Below are 18,828 nucleotides of genomic sequence, written 5' to 3'. Positions count from 1 at the left end.
CGGGTGGCCGCCGCCCCGGTCACCTGCCACCATCGAGTCATGAGTTACGGGCTCCCCGACACGCGTAACGACGAGGCCGTCCGATTCGGCACCGAGAGCTTCTACGCGTCCATGGGGCGCGCGTTCGTCACCATGTGCGCGGTGATCCCGCTGCTGTTCCTGATCGAGGCGCTGGACGTGGCGCTCGGCCCCGGCACCCTCGACATGGCCGGCGGCATCATCCCGCGCCGGCTGGACGGTCTGGACGGGGTGCTGTTCAGCCCGTTCCTGCACGCCGGGTGGGACCACCTCTACGGCAACGCCGTGCCGCTCATCCTGGTCGGCACGTTCGCCCTGGCCGGCGGCGCGCGCCGGTTCATCTGGTCGACGCTGACGATCATGCTGGTCAGCGGCCTCGGCGTGTGGTTCGTCGGGGACCCGGGCACGGTCGTGGTCGGCGCCAGCGGCGTGATCTTCGGCTATCTCGGGCTGCTCTTCGCCCGCGGCTTCGTCGAGCGCAGCTGGTGGAACCTGGGCGTCGCCGCGTTCATCGGCCTGCTCTACTGGTACCAGATCTACAACATCCTGCCGACCGACCGCGCGGTCTCCTGGCAGGGCCACGCGCTCGGCCTGCTCGGCGGCCTGATCTCCGCGTTCCTGTTCCGCCGCCGCTGATTCGACTCCGGAGCGTGCCGGTGCCGTGACCTCACAGTGTGATCTTGTCCACTGTGAACACGAATCGGGGGATCACGTTCGCCTGGCTCGGCCATCCGTCCACGGTGGCCGCGCTCCTGCTGCTCATCGTCAACGACCACCTGCTCAAGGCCGCCTTCCCGGGCTGGGTCACCGGCAAGCTGAGTGACCTGGCCGGGCTGGTGCTCGCGCCGCCGCTGCTGGCGGCGCTCGCGGTCCTCGTCGTTCCGCGCCTTCCGGCGCGACCGGCCGGGCATGCCGCGATACTCACGGTCGCGGCCGCTTTCGCCACGACCAAGGCTTGGGCGTACGGCGCGGAGCTCGCCACCGCCGCCTGGAGTCTGATCACGCCGTCCCTGGTCCGCGCCGACCCGACCGACCTGCTGGCCCTGCCGGCGCTGGCGGTGTGCGCCTGGTCGCTGCGCCGCGCCGGGCGGGCCCCGGCCCGGGTGGGCACGCGCCGCTTCCGGGCCCTGCGCGTCGGCGTCCTGCTACCACTGGCCCTGGCCGGCGTCGCCGCGACCAGCGCCACCCGGCCCGCCCGGGCCGTGCAGGTGGTCACCGACGGCGACGCCGTCTACGTCAGCACCGTCGAGTGGTCCGACTCGGCGGTCTGGGCGGTCAGCCACGACGACGGCCGGACGTGGCGCCCGGTCCCGCTGGTCGTGGCGTCGGCCCACCGGCAGGACAGCTGCGCCGGCGACACCTGCTACCGGGTCGTGCCGGGGCAGCTCGCGGTCGAGAGCCGGACCGGCGCCGGCCCGTGGGTCACCGCCTGGGCGATCGGCCGGGACGACCGCCGCACGCTCTACCGGGCCTACGGGGACATGGACACGCTCGGCGACGACCTGTCCTCGACGACGCTCGCGGTGAAGCCCGCGGCCGGCGGCGGGCACGTCGTGGTGGTGGCCAACGGGCGGGACGGTTTCGCCGTGCGTGACCCGGACGGCACCTGGCGGCGGATCGGCTTCCCGGTGCCGCCGGTCCCGGAGAACGCGACGGCCTACGCGGACACGCCCTACCTCCTGCCCGCCGACCGGGTGCTGCCCGACGACCGATCGCTCGCCCTGATCCTGGCGGCCCTGTCGCTCGTCCTGGCCGTGACCGTCGGCGCCGCGCTGGTGCTGCGCCGGGCCGGGGACGCGCAGGCGTGGAACCCGGCGGCACCGTTGCTGGCCCTCGCCATGCCGGGGGTCCCGTTCGCCTGGGCCGGGGTGGCCGCGCCGGGCTCGGTGTTCGGCCTGGCCATCCCGTTGCTGCTGGTCGGCGTGGCCGGGCTGGCCGCCGTCTGCGTGCCGGTCGCCCTGCTCAAGGTGCGCCGTCGACTGGACGGGTGGCGGGCCTGGTACCGGGCCACGGCCACGATCACCGGCCTGCTCGGGCTCGCCCACCTGGCCGGCTATCTCATCTGGACCCGGACCGGCACCGATCGGCACTGGCTCCTGATCGTCGCCGACGCGGTGGTGTTCGCGGTCGCCGTGCGGTCGCTGGCCCGGCTGGCCGCCCGCACGCCGGTCCGCCCGGCGCCGCCGCCACCCGTGCCGGCCTGGGCGCGGCCGGCACGGTGACCGACCCGGGGCGGCGGTGTGCGCCGCCCCGGACCGGATCGTTGCTCAGATGATCGGCTCCTCGCCGATCGGGACGGTCGGCAGGTGGCCGTCGAAGTCGACCGCGGAGTAGAGCGCCAGCTTCTCCAGCCGGTGGTAGGAGTCGATCACCCGGATCGTCCCGCTCTTCGACCGCATCACGATCGACTGGGTGTGCGCGCCACCGGCCCGGTAGCGCACCCCCTTGAGCAGGTCGCCCGAGGTCACCCCGGTCGCCACGAAGAAGCAGTTGTCGCCGGTGACCAGGTCGTCGGTGGTGAGCACCCGGTCCAGGTCGTGACCGCCGTCGATCGCCTTGCGCCGCTCCGAGTCGTCGAGCGGCCACAGCTTCGCCTGGATCATGCCGCCCAGGCACTTGATCGCGCAGGCCGCCGTGATGCCCTCCGGTGTGCCGCCGATCCCCATCAGCACGTCCACGTCGGACTCCGCGCGGGCCGCCGAGATCGCGCCGGCGATGTCCCCGTCCGAGATGAACTTGATGTTCGCCCCGGCCTGCCGGACCTCCTCGACCAGCGCCGCGTGCCGCGGCCGGTCCAGGATGCAGACGGTCACGTCGGAGATGCTCGACCGCTTGGCCTTCGCGATGCGGCGCAGGTTCTCGGTCCGGCCGGCGTTGATGTCGATCACGTCGGCGCAGTCCGGGCCGACCGCGATCTTGTCCATGTAGAAGACCGCGCTGGGGTCGAACATCGCGCCGCGCTCGGCGACCGCGAGCACCGCCACGGCGCCCGGCATGCCCTTGCTCATCAGGGTGGTGCCGTCGACCGGGTCGACCGCGACGTCCACCTCCGGCCCGGTGCCGTCGCCGACCCGCTCGCCGTTGTAGAGCATCGGGGCCTCGTCCTTCTCCCCCTCGCCGATGACGACGACGCCCTGCATCTGGATCGAGTTGATCAGCTTGCGCATGGCGTCGACGGCCGCGCCGTCACCGCCGTTCTTGTCGCCGCGCCCGACCCATCGACCGGCGGCCATGGCGGCGGCCTCGGTCACCCGGACCAGGTCGAGGGCGATGTTACGGTCGAGATCCTGGGGAATCCGTGCAGGCATGTCGGCCTCCTCGCGTCGTTGCGGGGCTGGTGGATCCCCTGATCCTGGCACCTCAGGACTGCCAAGTCCCGGTTCAGCGACATGGTTAACAATGAGCGGGTGGAACCCGCTGCTCCCGAGACCTCGCCGACCGCCTCCCCGGCCCCTGCCCAGCCCGCGCCGGCCACGCCCGCCGCGGCCGCTCCGGGCGCGTCGGCGCCCGCGGCCTCGCCCGTCTTGGGCACGCCGGCCGCCGCGGCCTCGCCCGTCTTGGGCACGCCGGCCTCCGCGGCCTCGCCCGTCTTGGGCACGCCGGCCGCCGCGGCCTCGGGGTCGCCGGGTGCTCCGGCTGCGTCGGGCTCCTCGGATTCCCCGAGCGCGGCCGGCTCCTCGGATTCCCCGAGCGCGGCCGGCTCCTCGGGTGCCGCCGGCTCGGGTGCGACGGGCTCGGGTGCGGCCGACGGTTCCGGCGCGGGAGGCGGTTCGGACGTGTTGGACGCGCTGGCCGTTCCGGTCGCCACGGGGGTGCCGGTCGAGTCGGACGCGCCCGTTCAGGACTCGCCGCGGCTGAGCAAGCGCGAGGGCCGGTCGCCGCGGGACATGGCGCTGTCGCTGGTGGTCCTGATGGTGCCGATCGTGCTGCTGCTGGCCTTCTACCGGGTGGTGCTCAGCGGCGACGAGCCGCTGACCGTCGACCCGGCCTCGTCGATCGACCTGGCGTCCCGGGAATTCACCGTGCTCGCCCCGACCGGCCTCGGCCCGGACTGGCGGGTCACCACGGCCACCTTCAAGCGGGAGAGCGGCGGCGCGACCCTCCGGATCGGCTACGTCGACCCGGACGACAAGCCGGTCCAGCTGGTGGAGAGCACGATCCCGGCGGACACCCTGGTCCCCGCCGAGGTGGGCAAGGACGGCAAGCGCACCGGGATCTACCGGACCGACGCCCGGAGCTGGCTGGTCTACAGCGGCCGTCCGAAGGAGACCGCGCTGATCTACACCGAGGCCAAGCGCACGGTCCTGATCATCGGCCAGACCAGCCGGCCGAACCTGGAGAACCTCGCCAACTCCCTGAAGTAGCCCGCCCGCGTGCCCCCACCGATCGGCGGTGTGGAGCGGCGTGGAGCCCGCCCGCGTGCCCCCACCGATCGGCGGTGTGGAGCGGCGTGGAGCCCGCCCGCGTGCCCACGCCGGGGTCGGCGTCGTGAAGCGGCCCACCCGCGCCGTCGGCGGCACGAGCCACGGCTGTCCGGCAGCGTGAGCGGCGCGGACACCCGGCAGCGCGGACACCCGGCAGCGCGGGCGCTCGGGAGGGTGGGCGCTCGGGAGGGCGAGCCGCCCGCCGACGCGGGCGCCGGGTGCGCGGATACCCGGCGGTGTGGGCGCTCGGCAGGGCGAGCCGTCCGGTGGCGCGAGCGCCCGGTGCGCGGACACCCGGCGGCGCGGGCGCGTCGGCCGGTGGGGCGGGCGAGCGGTTTACTCGGTGGCGCGGGCGGCTCGGGCGGTGTCGATGCGTTCGCGGGCGTTGTCGAGCCACTTCTGGCAGATGTCGGCGAGCTTCTCGCCGCGCTCCCACAGCGCCAGGGACTCCTCCAGGCTGCCGCCGCCCTGTTCGAGCCGGCCGACCACCTCGGCCAGCTCGGTCCGCGCCTGCTCGTAGCTCAGACTCTCGTCGCTCATTCGCTTCTCTCCCGTCACGGTCATCACGCTTCTTTTTCCGGGGTGACCACTTTTTCCGGGGTGACCACTTCTTCGGGGGTGACCACGTCTTCTTCCGGGGTGACCACGGCGGTGACCGTGCCCTCGGCCAGCCGCACCCGCAGCGGATCGCCGGTGCCGACCTCGCCGGCCGCCCGCAGCACGTGCCCGTCGGCGCGCTGGACGATCGCGTACCCCCGCTGCAGGGTGGCCAGCGGGGACAGCGCCCGCAGCCGGGCCAGGGTGTGCCGCATCTCGTCGTCGGCGCGGCGGACCCGGTGCTCCAGGCTGCGGCCGGCCCGGTCGCGCAGCGCGGTCACCTCGGCGGCCCGCTGCTCGACCAGCGTCTCCGGCCGGGCCAGCACCGGCCGGGACCGCCACGCGTCGATCCGCTGCCGCTCCCGGTCGATCTTGGTCAGGATCGCCCGGTCCAGCCGATAGCGGGCCTCGGAGTTCCGGTCGATCTCGTCGGCCAGGTCGGGGACGACCCGCTTGGCCGCGTCGGTCGGGGTGGAGGCGCGGAAGTCGGCCACGTAGTCCAGCAGCGGGGTGTCCGGGTCGTGGCCGATCGCGCTGATCACCGGGGTGCGCGCGGCGAACACCGCCCGGCACAGCGCCTCGTCGGAGAACGGCAGCAGGTCCTCCACGCTGCCGCCGCCACGGGCGATCACGATCACGTCGACGGCCGGGTCCTCGTCGAGGACCTTGAGCGCGCCGAGGATCTGCGGCACCGCGCTCGGCCCCTGCACGGCGACGTGCGCGACCCGGAACTCGGCGCCCGGCCAGCGGCGCCGGACATTCGACAGCACGTCCCGCTCGGCGGCGGTGTTCTGCCCGGTGATCAGGCCGATCCGGGTGGGCAGGAACGGCAGCGGGCGCTTGCGGCGGCGGTCGAACAGGCCCTCGGCCTCGAGCAGCTTCTTCAGCCGCTCCAGCCGGAGCAGCAGCTCACCGATGCCGACCTGGCGGATCTCGTCGGCGCGCAGGCTCATCGTGCCGCGCATCGGGAAGAACTCCGGCTTGGCGTGCAGCGTCACCCGGTCGCCCTCGGCCAGCTCGGGGGCGCCCGCCTCGAGCACCTCCTCGTGCGTGGTGACGGTGAGGCTCAGATTCGCGGCGGGGTCACGCACGGTCATGAAGACCAGGCCGCGGGAGCCGGAGCGCCGGTTGATCTGGGCGACCTGCCCGTCCACCCAGACCCAGCCGAGCTTGCTGATCCAGGCGCCGATCTTCTGGCTGACCACGCGCACCGGCCACGGATCGTCGGCGGTGCTCTTGGCCGGCGCCGACCCGGTCGGGGAAGCGCTGGCAGCCTGGGCTTCAGTCACCCGGCCAGACTAGGTCAGCCCACCGACATTTTCGTCGGCGCGATGCTGCGCCGAGTAGGCGTGTGCCTCGGAGTGCCGTCCCACGTATCCGGTGAGGTCCACCGGCGTACGTCGCTCGGGCATCTGTTTTTCGACGAACCGCACGAGAACCAGCGTGACCAGCCCGGCGCACGCCCAGAAGACCAGGTCAGCGCCGAGATATCGGGGATCGGCGTGGATCCCGTCACCGAGGCCGAGGAACGGGAACGGGAAGCCCCGGCGCTGCGGATGATCGGCCAGGCAGCACCGGGACGTGTCGACGAGCAGGCCGGTCGCGAGCCCGGCGACGGTGACCAGCGCGGCCGTGATCCAGCCCGCGCGGCCCGGCCGGATCCGGTGCAGCGCCAGCAGAACCATCCCGCCGAGCGTCACCGCCACGTGGAACGTCACGTAGACCACGCCGTCGACGCCGGTGACCAGGTCGAGCAGCCCGACGCCGAAGAGGAACCAGCCGGCCATCACCCGCGTGACGGTCGGGATCGAGGGCCACCCGTCGTCCCGCTCGGCGCTCATGAGCCCGAGTATCCCGTCCCTTACCGCCCGGAAGGGGCGAAACGGATCAAGAGCCGCTCGGGGCGGGCCGAGGTCCGCGGTGCGCGCGGTAGGCGCGCCCGGCCAGGTTGATCACCACAAAGACCAAGAGGCCTGCGTACGCCCAGAGCACCACGTCCGTGGCCAGGTAGACCGGGTCGGGCTGCCAGCCGCCCGCGATCGCCAGCGCCCGGGCCTGCTCCGGAGTGTCCGCGGACGCCCACCGGGACAGCCACGCGGACGGCCAGCCCCGGTCCTCGGACCAGCCGAACATGCAGCAGAGCTGCTCCGTCCGTACCCCCAGGGTGGCGAGCGGACCCGCGACCGCACCGGCCACCGCGCCCACCGCGGCGAACGCGGCCGAGGGCCGCAGCCGATGCCAGAACGCGATCGTCGCGCCGGCGGCGAGCAGCACCAGGCCGGCCGGCGTGAACACGACCGCGATCGCGCCGATCGCGACGGTCCCGGCGGCGACCAGCACCTGGTACGGGTGATCGGCGATCCTGGTGTCGGTCGTCATGGATGGATCTCTACCACCCGAACGCAAGGGCTGTGGCACTGATCGCAGGAGGGCGGCGGCCGGGAGCGGGCACGTACCATTGCCGGGTGACTGAACCTCGTAAGCGGGTGTTGCTCGCCAAGCCGCGTGGCTACTGCGCCGGTGTCGACCGCGCCGTGCAGACCGTCGAGGAGGCGCTGAAGCTCTACGGCGCCCCGGTCTACGTGCGCAAGCAGATCGTGCACAACAAGCACGTGGTCAGCACGCTGGAGGCCAGCGGCGCGATCTTCGTCGAGGAGAACTACGAGGTGCCCGAGGGCGCCACCGTGGTCTTCTCCGCGCACGGCGTCGCCCCCGAGGTGCACGACCAGGCCCGCGAGCGCAACCTCAAGGCGATCGACGCGACCTGCCCGCTGGTGACCAAGGTCCACCACGAGGCGAAGCGGTTCGCCGCCGAGGACTACGACATCCTGCTGATCGGGCACGAGGGGCACGAGGAGGTCATCGGCACCGCCGGTGAGGCTCCCGCGCACATCCAGCTGGTCGACGGTCCGGACGACGTGGCCAACGTGGTGATCCGGGACCCGGCCAAGGTCGTCTGGCTGTCGCAGACCACGCTCTCGGTCGACGAGACGATGGAGACCGTGGCCCGGCTCAAGACCCGGCTGCCGCTGCTGCAGTCGCCGCCCAGCGACGACATCTGCTACGCCACGTCGAACCGGCAGCACGTGATCAAGGAGATCGCGCCGGAGTGCGACGTGGTGATCGTGGTCGGCTCGACCAACTCGTCGAACTCGGTGCGGCTGGTCGAGGTCGCGCTCGGCGCCGGCGCCCGGGCCGGGCACCTGGTCGACTACGCGAGCGAGATCCAGGACGAGTGGCTGACCGGCGCGACCACGGTCGGTGTCTCGTCCGGCGCGAGCGTGCCGGAAGACCTGGTCATGGAGGTGCTCGCGCACCTGGCCGACCGCGGCTTCGGCGAGGTCACCGAGTTCACCACCGCCGAGGAGCGGCTGACTTTCAGCCTCCCGCAGGAGCTCCGCCGCGACATGAAAGCCGCCGCCGCGGCCCGCGCGGCTAGCTGAGCTCCGGGGCCTGGGGCTGGCGTGGGGCGATCTCGATCTGAGGTGGCTGCGCCAGTTCCTCGTCGGAGACGCCCATCTCGGCGAGCTTCCGTGCGCTGACCAAAACCCGAGATTCCAAAGAGCCGACCGCCTTGTTGTACGCGCTGACCGCCCCGTTCAGCGACACGCCGAGCCGGCTCACGTGCTCGCCCATCGTCGCCAGCCGGCCGTAGAGCTCCCGCGCCAGGGTGTGCACGGCGACCGCGTTGCCGGTCAGCGTCTCCTGCCGCCAGGAGAACGCGACCGTGCGCAGCATCGCGACCAGCGTGGCCGGGGTGGTCAGCACCACGTTGCGGCGGAACGCGTACTCCATCAGGACCGGGTCGCGCTGCAGCGCCGCGTCCAGGAACGGGTCGGCCGGCACGAACAGGACCACGAAATCCGGTGACGAGGCGAAGGCCGTCCAATACTCCTTCGCGGACAGGGCGTCCACGTGCGCGCGCAGGTGCCGGGCGTGCTGATCGAGGTAGAGATCCCGGTCACGTTCGTCCCGGGCCTCCATGGCGGACAGATAGCCCTCCAGCGGGGCCTTCGCGTCGACCACCACGGTGCGGCCGCCGTGCAGCCGGACCACCAGGTCGGGCCGGACCACCTGATGATCGGTCTCACCGGACACCTGCTCGCTGAAGTCACAGTGCTCCAGCAGGCCGGCCGCCTCGACGATCCGGCGCAGCTGGTGCTCGCCCCAGCGGCCGCGCACCTGCGGCGTGCGCAGCGCCGACACCAGCTGCCGGGTCTCGCCGCGCAGCTCGGTGGAGACCGCGCCCATCGCCCGGACCTGTTCGCGCAGCTCCGCGTACGCGTCGACGCGGTCCCGCTCCAGGTCGGCGACCCGCTGCTCGTAGCGGCGCAGGGTGTCCTGCAGCGGCGCGACGGCGCGGGCCACCGCCTCCTGCGACTGCGCGGTCGACTCGTAGGACAGCGCCCGCATCGACTGCTCCAGCCGCTGCTCACCGTCGCGGGCCGCGGCCACCGTCGCCTCCAGCCGGGCGACGTCGGCCGCGGCCCGGGCCCGGGCGGCCAGCCAGCCCAGGGCGGCGCCGACTGCCAGACAGACCAGGATCACACCGAGCGTCGAGTACGTCACCACCGCAGATTGCCAGACAGGTACGACAAGACCGCCGAGGGTACTTTGGAAAACATGAACGGCGTGTTGCTCATCCTGGCCATCGTGGCGATCGTCGCCCTGGTTGTCGTCGGCGTCCAGCGCGGCGGCGGCAAACTGAAGCAGACCCAGCTGGAGGACGCCCGAGCCGAGGCGACGAGGTGGTACGAACGGCTCGGCGGTCAGGTGATGAACCTGCACGCCGACGAGGCGGCCGCCCGGCAGGCCCTGGCCGACGCGAGCGAGCGGTACAACGCCGCCGGCGGCCAGCTGCAGCAGGCCAACTCGGTCCGGCAGTTCGAGCTGGCCCGTGAGTCCGCTCTGGAGGGGCTGGCCTACGTGCGGGCCGCCCGCCTCGCGATGGGCATCGACCCGGGGCCCGACCTGCCCCCGCTGGCCGCGTCCCGTGGGGCCGGGCAGCTCACCCAGGAGCGCGAGGTCAGCGTGCAGGGTCACGCGTACAAGGCCGGGCCGCAGCCCGGGGCCGACACTCCCTACTACTACCCGGGCGGGCGGGTGCAGGGTCGCCCGGTGCCGGCCGGGTGGTATTCGACACCGGTCTGGAAGACCGCGCTCGGGGCGGGCGCCGGCGTGCTCGGCGGCATGCTGATCTTCGACGCGCTGTTCTCGCCGGCCTTCGGTGACTCCGGCGGTTACGCGGACGGCTACCAGGACGGTTTCGACGCCGGCAACGACGTCGACGCGGCCGGTGACTTCGGTGGCAACGACCAGGGTGGCAACGACCTCGGTGGTGGCGACGGCGGCGGCTGGGGCGGCGGCGACTTCGGTGGCGGTGACTTCGGCGGCGGAGATTTCGGCGGCGACTTCTAGCGTTTCCGAGCCGCGTCTCCTGAACGGGAGGCGCGGCCGGTCCGGGACCATGGACCGGCTTGCGATGGTCCTTTGAAGCCGCGACCACTCACCGGAGCTTTGACAGCGTGGGTGGCTGTTCCGGGTTTTTGGAACCGCAACCACCCGCGGACGTCGCCCTGGAGGGTCTCGCGTTCTGGGCGCCCCGCGCCCTGCGAGGCCCGGAAGGGTCCCCGCGGGAGCGACGATCAGTTATCGGCCGCAGCGTAGGCAATCAAGAATTTGATCTTGATCTGGGTGTTTTACCAGGGCTGAGCGGGTGTGACGGCGGCGGCCGGGCGGGTGTAGGGGTGCAGGCGGCGGGTGAGCTCGCGGCGCAGCGCTCGTGGGCTGGGCCAGATCTGGGTCAGGTCGGCGACGAAGGCCGGGCCGCGCGGGGTGACGGTCTGCGCCGGCCAGCCCTCGCCGGCGTCCTGCAGCGGGTGGACCGTGTCCATGTCGACCGGGGTCACCTCGAGCACGGTCCGCAGGCCGCTGCGGCGCACCGTGACCGCGGCCACGTCCGCCCAGGCCAGCATGATCGGGTCACTGCCCTGCGCGGCGAGTTCCAGGCCGCCGGTCGACACCCGGACCCAGGTGGACAGCGCGGCCCGGGCGGACAGTGAGTAGAAAGCGGCGACCGCGCCGCCGACGATGACCGCCTGGGCGGTGGTGACCCACCACGGATCGCCGGTGTCGCGGGCCAATCGGCCCACGACCGGCGAGACCACCAGGTACGACAGCATCAGCACGGCGAACACCGCGACGAATGTCCGGGCCGGCGACGACCGGAACAACATCGTGTCCACGGCCGGCGCCTCGACCTCCTCCGGGGCGATCGGCATGCCTCCTATGGTGGACCGAACCACGGGCTCCGCTCCCGGGATCGCGGCATTTGCCGTCCCGGGCCGGCGCCCGGCCGTTACGGAAGCGAACGGGGAGGCGGAAATGACAGAATCGGTCAGCGTCGCGGTAGTGGGCGCCGGCAGCCGGGGCGGGATGTACGCCCGGGTGGCGGCGGCGAGCGGGCGGGCCCGGGTGGTCGCCGTCGCGGAACCCGACGACGAGCGGCGGGAACGGTTCGCGGCCGAGTTCGGCCTGGACCCGTCACAGGTCCACCGGGACTGGACGGGGCTCGTCGACGGGCCGCGGGCCGCCGACGCGGTGATCGTCGCGACCCAGGACCGGCTGCACGTGGAGCCGGCGGTGGCGCTGCTCGGGCACGGGTATGACGTGCTGCTGGAGAAGCCGATGGCGCCCACGCTCGCGGAGGCCGCACGGATCGCGGCGGCGGCGGTGGCCAGCGGGCGGATCTTCGGGGTGTGCCATGTGCTGCGGTACACCCCGTACACCGCGATGATCCGCGAGCTGATCCGGGACGGGGCGCTCGGTGACGTGATCAACGTGCAGCACCTGGAACCGGTCGGGTGGTGGCATCAGGCGCACGCGTTCGTCCGCGGGAACTGGCGCTCCGAGGCCGGCTCCGGGCCGATGCTGCTCACCAAGAGCTGTCACGACGTGGACTGGATCATGCACCTGGTCGGGGACGCGGTGGCCCGGGTGTCGTCGTTCGGCGGGCTCGCCCACTTCCGCCCGGAGAAGCAGCCGGCCGGGGCCGCGGACCGGTGCCTGGACTGCGGCGTGGAGGCGGGGTGCCCGTACTCGGCGAAGCGCCTCTACCTCGGCTGCCTCGGGGACCCGAGCCGCGAACGGTGGCCGCTCGGGCCGGTGACCTCGGACGCTACCGAGGACGGGGTGCTGCGGGCGCTGCGGGACGGGCCGTACGGGCGGTGCGTCTACCGGTGCGACAACGACGTGGTGGATCACCAGGTGGTGAACTTCGAGTTCGTGGGCGGTGCGACGGCGACGCTGACGATGACCGCGTTCTCGCCGTCGGACGGGTACCGGCGGACCCGGATCTTCGGCAGTCACGGGAGTCTGGACGGGGACGGGCGGTCGATGACAGTGACCGACTTCCGGGACGGGAGTGAGCGGGTGATCGTGGTGCCGGCGGGGGACGGCGGGACCGCGGCCGGGGGGCACGGGGGTGGGGACGCCGGGCTGGTGGAGGCGTTTCTGTCGGCGGTGATCAGCCGGGATGAGTCGTATCTGGGGTCTGGGGCGGCGGCGAGTCTCGACAGTCATCGGGTGGTGTGGGCGGCTGAGGAGGCTCGGCACGGCGGGGTTGTGGTCACGTTGTGAGCTGGGGGGCTGTTGTGCGCTGTTCTTGAGGGCCCTCCCCCCACCCCCACCACGCCTTGGTTCGGCGGCGCGGTTCGACCTGTTTTCGGGCAGGCCGAACCGCGCCGTGTGCGTCAGAACGCGCAGGCGATGATCAGCTCCGGTGTTCGGCCTGGAAGCAGATCGAGCCGGGTTATCCGCCCGGCCGCCTGGACGTCACCCTCGATCAGTTTCAGCTGGTCGAGAAGCGGCCCGGGCCCGAGCGCCTCCGCCAGCGGCACCTCGGCCCGCATCGACAGTTTGCGGTCCGACTTCGCCTTGCGGACCTGGCGCAGGGCGTCCCCGGCCAGGTCGAGCAGGGCCGGCTCGCTGTCCGGCGCGACCCGGGTCAGCTCGTACTTCGTCGGCCAGGTGGCGCGGTGCACCGACCCGTACCGCCACCACGACCAGACCTCCTCCGTCACGTACGGCAGGAACGGCGCGAACAACCGCAACTGCACCGACAACCCGGCGGCCAGCGCGGCCCGGGCCGAGTCGGCGGGCGGGCCCGACGCGTACGCCCGGTCCTTGACCAGCTCGATGTAGTCGTCGCAGAACGTCCAGAAGAACGCCTCGGCGGCCTGCAGCGCGTCGGTGTGCTGATACCGGTCGAACGCGTCGGTGACCGCGGTGGTCACGTCGGCCAGCCGGCCGAGCATCGCCCGGTCGAGCGGCTCGGCGACCGGCTGCCGCAGCGCGTCGGCGGCGCCGAGCCCGAGCGCGAACCTCGACGCGTTGAGCAGCTTGGTCGCCAGCCGCCGCCCGACCTTCAGCTGCGCCTCGTCGTAGGCCATGTCGACGCCGGGCCGCCCGCTCGCCGCCCAGTAGCGCATCGCGTCCGCCCCGAACCGTTTGAGCGGCTCGGCCGGGGTGACCACGTTGCCCTTGGAGCTCGACATCTTCTTGTGGTCCGGGTCGAGGATCCAGCCGGAGAGGACCGCGGTGTGCCAGGGCAGCACCCCGTGGGTCAGCTCGGCGCGCAGGATCGTGGAGAACAGCCAGGTACGGATGATCTCCTGACCCTGTGGCCGCAGGTCCATCGGGAAGAGCCCGGCGATCTCCGGGGTCAGCGAGGACGTGGCCCAGGTGTCCATGACGTCCGGATCGGCGGTAAAGCCGCCCGGCCGGTCCCGCGCGGCCTCGTCGAAGCCGGGCGGGCAGTCGGAAGTCGGATCGACCGGCAGTGCCGAATCGTCCGGTATGAGAGGCTGGTCGAAGTCCGGCTCGCCAGCGTCGTCGAGCCGGTACCAGATCGGGAACGGCACGCCGAAGAACCGCTGCCGGCTGATCAACCAGTCCCCGGTGAGGCCGGCGACCCAGTGCTCATACCGGTGCCGCATGTGCTCCGGGACCCAGCGCAGCTCCCGGCCGCGGGCCAGCAGCCGCTCGCGCAGCTCCGCGTCCCGCCCGCCGTTGCGGATGAACCACTGCCGGCTGGTGACGATCTCCAGCGGTGTCTCGCCCCGCTCGAAGAACTTGACCGGATGCGTGACCGGCCGCGGCTCCCCGAGCAGCTCACCCGACTCGCGCAGCAGCCGGACGACCTCCCGCCGGGCGGCCTTGACGGTCAGCCCGGCCAGCGGGCGATAGGTCTCGGCGGGGACGCCGGCCGGCGCCTCCGGCAGGAAGCGGCCGTCGCGGCCCAGGACCACCCGGGTGTCCAGGCTCAGGTCCCGCCACCAGGTGACGTCGGTCAGGTCGCCGAACGTGCAGACCATCGCGATGCCGGTGCCCTTCTCCGGCGCGGCGAGCGGGTGCGCGAACACCGGGACCTCGACCCCGAACAGCGGCGACCGGGCCGACGTCAGCCCGGCGAACCGCTCGTCACCCGGGTGATGGACCAGCGCGACGCAGGCCGGCAGCAGCTCCGGCCGGGTGGTGTCGACCTCGACCGGCCCGGCCGGCCCGCGGAACCGCAGCGTGTGGAACGCGCCGGGCCGCTCCCGGTCCTCCAGCTCGGCCTGGGCGACCGCGGTCCGGTAGCCGACGTCCCACAGCGTCGGGGCCTCCGCCGCGTAGGCCTCCCCGCGAGCCACGTTCGCCAGGAACGCCCGCTGCGAGACCGCCCGCGCCCGGTCGCCGATCGTCGTATACGTCAGTGCCCAGTCGACGGACAGGCCGAGCCGCCGCCAGACGTCCTCATACGCCTTCTCGTCCGCGGCGGTCAGCCGGCCGCACAGCTCGACGAAGTTGCGCCGGGAGATCGCGACCGGTGGATCCGGCGGAGTGGCCGGCGGCTGCCAGCCCGGCTCGAACGGCAACGACGGGTCGCAGCGGACGCCGAACACGTTCTGGACCCGGCGCTCGGTGGGCAGGCCGTTGTCGTCCCAGCCCATCGGGTAGAAGACCGCCTTGCCGCGCATACGCTGGAAGCGCGCGACCGTGTCGGTGTGGGTGAACGAGAAGACGTGCCCGATGTGCAACTCACCCGACACGGTTGGTGGCGGGGTGTCGACAGCGAATACGTCCGACCGCCCCTTCTCCCGGTCGAACGTGTACGTGCCCTCCTCCTGCCACTTCGGCGCCCACTTCTCCTCGAGCCCGTCCGGCGACGGCCGCTCGGGAAGACCGGGGCGCCCGGCTCCCGTATCAGTCATGCGGTCACCCTAGGCTCGCCGCGACGGCCCCGGCCAGGCCATTTTCCTGCCTGTGGATAACTCTCCGAAATGGACCAGCCGGGCTGGCCCCGACGCCGCTGTCTTCGATGTCCGTCGATCCCTGGAGGGCTCGGCGGCCGCTCGCGTCGCGGCGTCGTCCACAGGCCGGCCCCGGTTGTCCACAGCCCGGACCGCTCTCGGCGGGGCTCAGCCCGCCGACTCGTGCTCCAGCAGCCAGGACTTCACCGGCAGGCCCCACCGGTAGCCACCCAGCGAACCGTCCGTCCGCAACACCCGGTGACACGGCACGATCAGCGCCACCGCGTTGCGCGCGCACGCCGCGGCCGCCGCCCGGATCGCCGCCGGACGCCCGGACAGCTCCGCATAGTGCGAATACGTCACCGGGTTGCCCGGCTTGATCTCCCGCATCACCTGCCAGGCGTGACCCATGAACTCGCCGCCGGTGCGCTGCTCGACCGCGATCGTGTCCAGCGCGGTCAGGTCGCCGGCGAAATACGCCCGCACCGCGGCCTGAGCCGGGCCCACGTCGTCAGCCGGCTCGGTCGTCTCCACCAGCGCCGGGTGGATCAGGCTGATCAGGCCGGGCACGTTCGTGGTGAAGCCGGCGGCCCGCACCGCGCCGGAATCCGCGACCACCAGGGTGAACGGGCCGGCCGGGGTCTCCATTATCGAATGCCGCAACATGCTGCTCAACTCCTCTGAATCGGGGGATACAGCCTGGCCGAACTCCGTCGGCCGGGAACAACTTTCTTCGCCGCCTGTGGACAACGAACTCGCCTGTGGACAACGCGTTTCGCGGTGGCCGTCCGGGCTAGGTTGGTCGCAGCCCGGTCAGGCCGCCCGCCACAGCCGGATCAGGGCGTACGAACGCCATGGGCGCCAGCGTTCGGCATGCTCGGCGAGCGCCTTCGCCGAGTGCGGAAGACCCAGCGCGGCCGCGCCACGACGGGCGGCCAGATCGGTGGGGAGGAAGACGTCCGGGTCACCGATGGCGCGCATCGCCACGTAACCGGCGGTCCAGGGGCCGATGCCGGGGAGCTCGAGCAGGCGGGCGGTGGTTTCGGCGCGGTCGGCGCCGGGCTCGAGGTCGAGCTTGCCGTCGGCTACGGCGGTGGCTAGGGCTCGGATGGTGGCGCGACGTGCCGTGGGCATGCCGAAGGCGGAGTCCGGCAGGTCGGCTACGACGGCCGCCGACGGAAAACCGGCAAGTTGGTTGGTGGAGGTGGGGGCGGGGGCGGGGCCCGAAGGGCCGAGTCCGTCCAGTCCGTCCAGTCCGTCAACATCACCCACCGAACCCTCAACCGCCGCCCGAACAATCCGCCCCAACGTCGTCCGAGCCCCAGAAACACTCACCTGCTGCCCCACAACAGCCCGAACCGCGATCTCGAACCCATCCACCGCCCGAGGCACCCGCACCCCCGGCTCCGCCCGCACCGCATCGGCCAGCGCCGGATCCGCCCCGAGCATCGCGTCCACCGCGTCCGGATCAGCGTCGAGATCGAACAGCCGCCGGCACCGGGCCACCGCCGGCGCCAGATCCCGCACATCGCTCAACCGCAGCTCCGCGAAAACCCACCGCTCCCCAGGCCGCAACGAGACATTCGCGGTCCCATGGGGAAGAGCCAAACCACGCCGGTACGTCGTTCCGACCACCTCGTCCACGCCGGGCAACGTCCGCGCCCCGAGGAACTCCAGCAGTGCCGCCGCGTGCAGAGGCGCCCGATACGCCAGCCGCAGGTTGATCACCCCGGCCTCGCCCCGGGCCACGGGCCGTTTCTCCCGCAACCGGCTGGGCGACTGCGCGTACACCTCGAGCATCGTGTCGTTGAACTGCCGCACGCTGCCGAACCCGGCCGCGAACGCGATCTCCGCGAGCCCCAGGTCGGTCGTCTCGACGAGGATCCGGGCGGTCTGGGCCCGTTGCGCCCGGGCGAGTGCGAGCGGCCCGGCGCCGAGTTCCGCGGTCAGCATCCGGTTGAGGTGCCGTTCGGTGTAGCCGAGCCGGGACGCGAGTCCGGTGACGCCTTCCCGGTCGACGATGCCGTCGCCGATCAGGCGCATGGCCCGTCCGACGGTGTCGGCGCGGGCGTCCCATTCGGGCGATCCGGGCGCCGCGTCGGGCCGGCACCGGCGGCAGGCGCGGAACCCGCCGCGCTGGGCGGCGGCCGCGCTGACGTAGAACGTGACGTTCTGCCGTTTCGGTGTGACGGCCGGGCAGGACGGCCGGCAGTAGATCCCGGTGGTCCGGACCGCGGTGTAGAAGCACCCGTCGAACCGCTGGTCACGGCTGTCGACAGCGCGGTAGCAATGTTCGAAGTCCAGCTCCATGTCTTCGAGTCTGCTCCGCGCACCCACCCACCGGCTGGCGGGTTTCGGACATGACCGTGCGCCGCTCAAAAGGCCCGCTCGGGAGGGCCCGCTCGGGAGGGGCTGCTCGGGAGGGGCTGCTCGGGAGGGGCTGCTCGGGAGGGGGCGCTCAGAACAGGTCGAGCTGGCCCGGCAGCACTGCCGGTGGCGCCGGCCGTACGGACGCGGCCCAGGGCCACGCCGCCGCGCCGTCGCCGAGCGGCCCGTCGAGCTGCCAGAGGCACAGGCCGCCGCCGGTTTCCGAGGTCAGCCACGTGCCGGACTCCGTCGACCGCTTCGGGGTGCGCTGCCCGGGCCGGGGGTAGTCGACGACCGCCCGGGGCTGCAACGTCTCCGCACACAGCAGCACGTGCCGCGACGGCTCGCCGTAGTGGTCCTCGATCTCCGTGACGATCACGGACTCGGAGACGACGGCGTTCCCGTACGGGCTCAGCTCCGCGTCCGGTCCGCCGAGCTCCTCGTCGCTGCAGCTCGCCACGACGGCCCCGGTCGCGACGTCGCGCATGGTGAGCCGGTGCCGGTCCGGCGAGATCGACAGGTAGCGCGGCTGCCCGCGGTGGAAGTCGAGGAGCGGCGCGGGCAGCTCGGTCACCCGGACCCCGGTGGGGTCGAAGTCCAGCAGCCGGCCGCGAGCCGCCCGGCCCTGGGTCTCGGCGGTCAGGGCGATCCGGCCGTGCGCCGGATCGGTGATCCAGGCGGTGTCGACGTGGTCGATCCCGTGCCGGGACTCGCCGATCCGCTCACCGGTGCCGGCGTGGACCGTGGTCAGCGTCTCGTCGGTGAGGATCCGCAGCAGGTCGCCGTCGAAGTGGCAGGTGCGGATCCCGGTGCCGGCCCGCCGCCACCGCGGCCGCCGCCGCATGTCGGTCACCACGATCTCGTGGTCATTCACCACGGCCAGGTGCCGGCCGTCGGTGTAGGGAAAGCCGTCGGCGTACGGGATCGCCGCGATCACCTCGAGCCGCCGGTCCAGGATCCAGACGTGCTGGGCGTTGTAGTACGTGGTCAGCCATCCACCCGTCGCGATCGGCCAGGTCTCCCCGGGGTGGCCGGCCACCGAGGCGAGCAGTCGGGGACGCATGACCGACAAGGCTAGTGTCAACTACGGTTGACGACTCGGCATGCTGTCAACTACGGTTGACGCATGA

General features: G+C 72.7%; 17 protein-coding genes. 6 read left to right on the top strand and 11 right to left on the bottom strand.

Features of this window, described 5'->3' with window-relative positions; all coding sequences use genetic code 11:
* Nucleotides 1–39: 39 nt before the first annotated feature.
* Nucleotides 40–654, top strand: a complete 615-nt coding sequence (locus tag L3i22_RS49735) for a rhomboid family intramembrane serine protease (protein ID WP_221324359.1) — start codon at nt 40–42, stop codon at nt 652–654.
* A gap of 53 nt (nt 655–707) precedes the next feature.
* Nucleotides 708–2,240 (top strand): hypothetical protein, encoded by a 1,533-nt coding sequence (locus tag L3i22_RS49730; RefSeq protein ID WP_221324358.1) that lies wholly within the window; start codon nt 708–710, stop codon nt 2,238–2,240.
* Between the two features lie 45 nt (nt 2,241–2,285).
* Here L3i22_RS49730 and glpX read toward each other — a convergent pair whose 3' ends face one another.
* Nucleotides 2,286–3,326 carry a class II fructose-bisphosphatase gene (glpX, locus tag L3i22_RS49725; protein WP_221324357.1) on the bottom strand — a complete coding sequence of 347 codons (1,041 nt, stop codon included), beginning with the start codon at nt 3,324–3,326 and terminating at the stop codon, nt 2,286–2,288.
* Between the two features lie 468 nt (nt 3,327–3,794).
* On the opposite strand from glpX, the gene L3i22_RS49720 reads away from it, so the two are divergent.
* Entirely contained in the window at nt 3,795–4,382 is a 588-nt protein-coding gene (locus L3i22_RS49720; protein WP_255657729.1) for a DUF4245 domain-containing protein, read from the top strand.
* A 396-nt stretch (nt 4,383–4,778) separates the two neighbouring features.
* Here L3i22_RS49720 and L3i22_RS49715 read toward each other — a convergent pair whose 3' ends face one another.
* From L3i22_RS49715 to L3i22_RS49700, 4 genes are read right to left on the bottom strand one after another with little or no spacing between them, the layout of a single operon-like run.
* On the bottom strand, nt 4,779–4,982 hold the full coding sequence (locus L3i22_RS49715; RefSeq protein WP_221324356.1) for an exodeoxyribonuclease VII small subunit: 204 nt from the start codon (nt 4,980–4,982) through the stop codon (nt 4,779–4,781).
* A 23-nt stretch (nt 4,983–5,005) separates the two neighbouring features.
* Entirely contained in the window at nt 5,006–6,328 is a 1,323-nt protein-coding gene (gene xseA, locus L3i22_RS49710; protein WP_221324355.1) for an exodeoxyribonuclease VII large subunit, read from the bottom strand.
* A gap of 9 nt (nt 6,329–6,337) precedes the next feature.
* Complete coding sequence (locus L3i22_RS49705; RefSeq protein WP_221324354.1) at nt 6,338–6,880, bottom strand: hypothetical protein; 543 nt, start codon at nt 6,878–6,880, stop codon at nt 6,338–6,340.
* A gap of 46 nt (nt 6,881–6,926) precedes the next feature.
* Nucleotides 6,927–7,418 (bottom strand): hypothetical protein, encoded by a 492-nt coding sequence (locus L3i22_RS49700; protein ID WP_221324353.1) that lies wholly within the window; start codon nt 7,416–7,418, stop codon nt 6,927–6,929.
* A gap of 2 nt (nt 7,419–7,420) precedes the next feature.
* On the opposite strand from L3i22_RS49700, the gene L3i22_RS49695 reads away from it, so the two are divergent.
* Nucleotides 7,421–8,482: a 4-hydroxy-3-methylbut-2-enyl diphosphate reductase gene (locus L3i22_RS49695; protein ID WP_370644318.1), complete on the top strand. Its 1,062-nt coding sequence runs from the start codon at nt 7,421–7,423 to the stop codon at nt 8,480–8,482.
* On the opposite strand, the gene L3i22_RS49690 is transcribed toward L3i22_RS49695, so the two are convergent.
* Nucleotides 8,475–9,608, bottom strand: a complete 1,134-nt coding sequence (locus tag L3i22_RS49690; protein ID WP_221324351.1) for a DNA recombination protein RmuC — start codon at nt 9,606–9,608, stop codon at nt 8,475–8,477. The genes L3i22_RS49695 and L3i22_RS49690 overlap by 8 nt on opposite strands.
* 54 nt (nt 9,609–9,662) lie before the next feature.
* Here L3i22_RS49690 and L3i22_RS49685 point away from each other — a divergent pair, with 54 nt between their 5' ends.
* The gene (locus L3i22_RS49685; RefSeq protein WP_221324350.1) at nt 9,663–10,457 is read left to right on the top strand and encodes a hypothetical protein; all 795 of its coding nucleotides are present in this window, start codon (nt 9,663–9,665) and stop codon (nt 10,455–10,457) included.
* A 281-nt stretch (nt 10,458–10,738) separates the two neighbouring features.
* Here L3i22_RS49685 and L3i22_RS49680 read toward each other — a convergent pair whose 3' ends face one another.
* Nucleotides 10,739–11,320 (bottom strand): hypothetical protein, encoded by a 582-nt coding sequence (locus L3i22_RS49680; protein WP_221324349.1) that lies wholly within the window; start codon nt 11,318–11,320, stop codon nt 10,739–10,741.
* A 103-nt stretch (nt 11,321–11,423) separates the two neighbouring features.
* Here L3i22_RS49680 and L3i22_RS49675 point away from each other — a divergent pair, with 103 nt between their 5' ends.
* A complete protein-coding gene (locus L3i22_RS49675) occupies nt 11,424–12,677 on the top strand; it encodes a Gfo/Idh/MocA family protein (RefSeq protein ID WP_221324348.1) in 1,254 nt (417 codons plus the stop codon).
* A gap of 113 nt (nt 12,678–12,790) precedes the next feature.
* Here L3i22_RS49675 and valS read toward each other — a convergent pair whose 3' ends face one another.
* The 4 genes from valS to L3i22_RS49655 all read right to left on the bottom strand — a co-directional run bounded on the left by valS (nt 12,791) and on the right by L3i22_RS49655 (nt 18,761).
* Nucleotides 12,791–15,292: a valine--tRNA ligase gene (gene valS, locus L3i22_RS49670; RefSeq protein ID WP_221324347.1), complete on the bottom strand. Its 2,502-nt coding sequence runs from the start codon at nt 15,290–15,292 to the stop codon at nt 12,791–12,793.
* A gap of 207 nt (nt 15,293–15,499) precedes the next feature.
* Nucleotides 15,500–15,997, bottom strand: a complete 498-nt coding sequence (locus tag L3i22_RS49665; RefSeq protein WP_221324346.1) for a methylated-DNA--[protein]-cysteine S-methyltransferase — start codon at nt 15,995–15,997, stop codon at nt 15,500–15,502.
* Between the two features lie 147 nt (nt 15,998–16,144).
* Entirely contained in the window at nt 16,145–17,641 is a 1,497-nt protein-coding gene (locus L3i22_RS49660; protein WP_221324345.1) for a DNA-3-methyladenine glycosylase 2 family protein, read from the bottom strand.
* Nucleotides 17,642–17,789: 148 nt separating this feature from the next.
* Nucleotides 17,790–18,761 carry a hypothetical protein gene (locus L3i22_RS49655; protein ID WP_221324344.1) on the bottom strand — a complete coding sequence of 324 codons (972 nt, stop codon included), beginning with the start codon at nt 18,759–18,761 and terminating at the stop codon, nt 17,790–17,792.
* Between the last annotated feature and the right edge of the window lie 67 nt (nt 18,762–18,828).

The organism is Actinoplanes sp. L3-i22 (genome assembly GCF_019704555.1).
Classification (GTDB): domain Bacteria; phylum Actinomycetota; class Actinomycetes; order Mycobacteriales; family Micromonosporaceae; genus Actinoplanes.
Note: the sequence above shows the minus strand (reverse complement) of the source record. Positions and strands in the feature narration are given on the sequence as shown.

Coding starts and splice junctions, on each gene's coding strand:
- L3i22_RS49665 (WP_221324346.1), bottom strand. CDS start 15,997: ATGTTGCGGCATTCGATAATGGAGACCCCGGCCGGCCCGTTCACCCTG.
- L3i22_RS49660 (WP_221324345.1), bottom strand. CDS start 17,641: ATGGAGCTGGACTTCGAACATTGCTACCGCGCTGTCGACAGCCGTGAC.
- valS (WP_221324347.1), bottom strand. CDS start 15,292: ATGACTGATACGGGAGCCGGGCGCCCCGGTCTTCCCGAGCGGCCGTCG.
- L3i22_RS49705 (WP_221324354.1), bottom strand. CDS start 6,880: ATGAGCGCCGAGCGGGACGACGGGTGGCCCTCGATCCCGACCGTCACG.
- L3i22_RS49700 (WP_221324353.1), bottom strand. CDS start 7,418: ATGACGACCGACACCAGGATCGCCGATCACCCGTACCAGGTGCTGGTC.
- L3i22_RS49655 (WP_221324344.1), bottom strand. CDS start 18,761: ATGCGTCCCCGACTGCTCGCCTCGGTGGCCGGCCACCCCGGGGAGACC.
- L3i22_RS49680 (WP_221324349.1), bottom strand. CDS start 11,320: ATGCCGATCGCCCCGGAGGAGGTCGAGGCGCCGGCCGTGGACACGATG.
- glpX (WP_221324357.1), bottom strand. CDS start 3,326: ATGCCTGCACGGATTCCCCAGGATCTCGACCGTAACATCGCCCTCGAC.
- L3i22_RS49685 (WP_221324350.1), top strand. CDS start 9,663: ATGAACGGCGTGTTGCTCATCCTGGCCATCGTGGCGATCGTCGCCCTG.
- L3i22_RS49695 (WP_370644318.1), top strand. CDS start 7,421: ATGGATCTCTACCACCCGAACGCAAGGGCTGTGGCACTGATCGCAGGA.
- L3i22_RS49715 (WP_221324356.1), bottom strand. CDS start 4,982: ATGAGCGACGAGAGTCTGAGCTACGAGCAGGCGCGGACCGAGCTGGCC.
- L3i22_RS49675 (WP_221324348.1), top strand. CDS start 11,424: ATGACAGAATCGGTCAGCGTCGCGGTAGTGGGCGCCGGCAGCCGGGGC.
- L3i22_RS49735 (WP_221324359.1), top strand. CDS start 40: ATGAGTTACGGGCTCCCCGACACGCGTAACGACGAGGCCGTCCGATTC.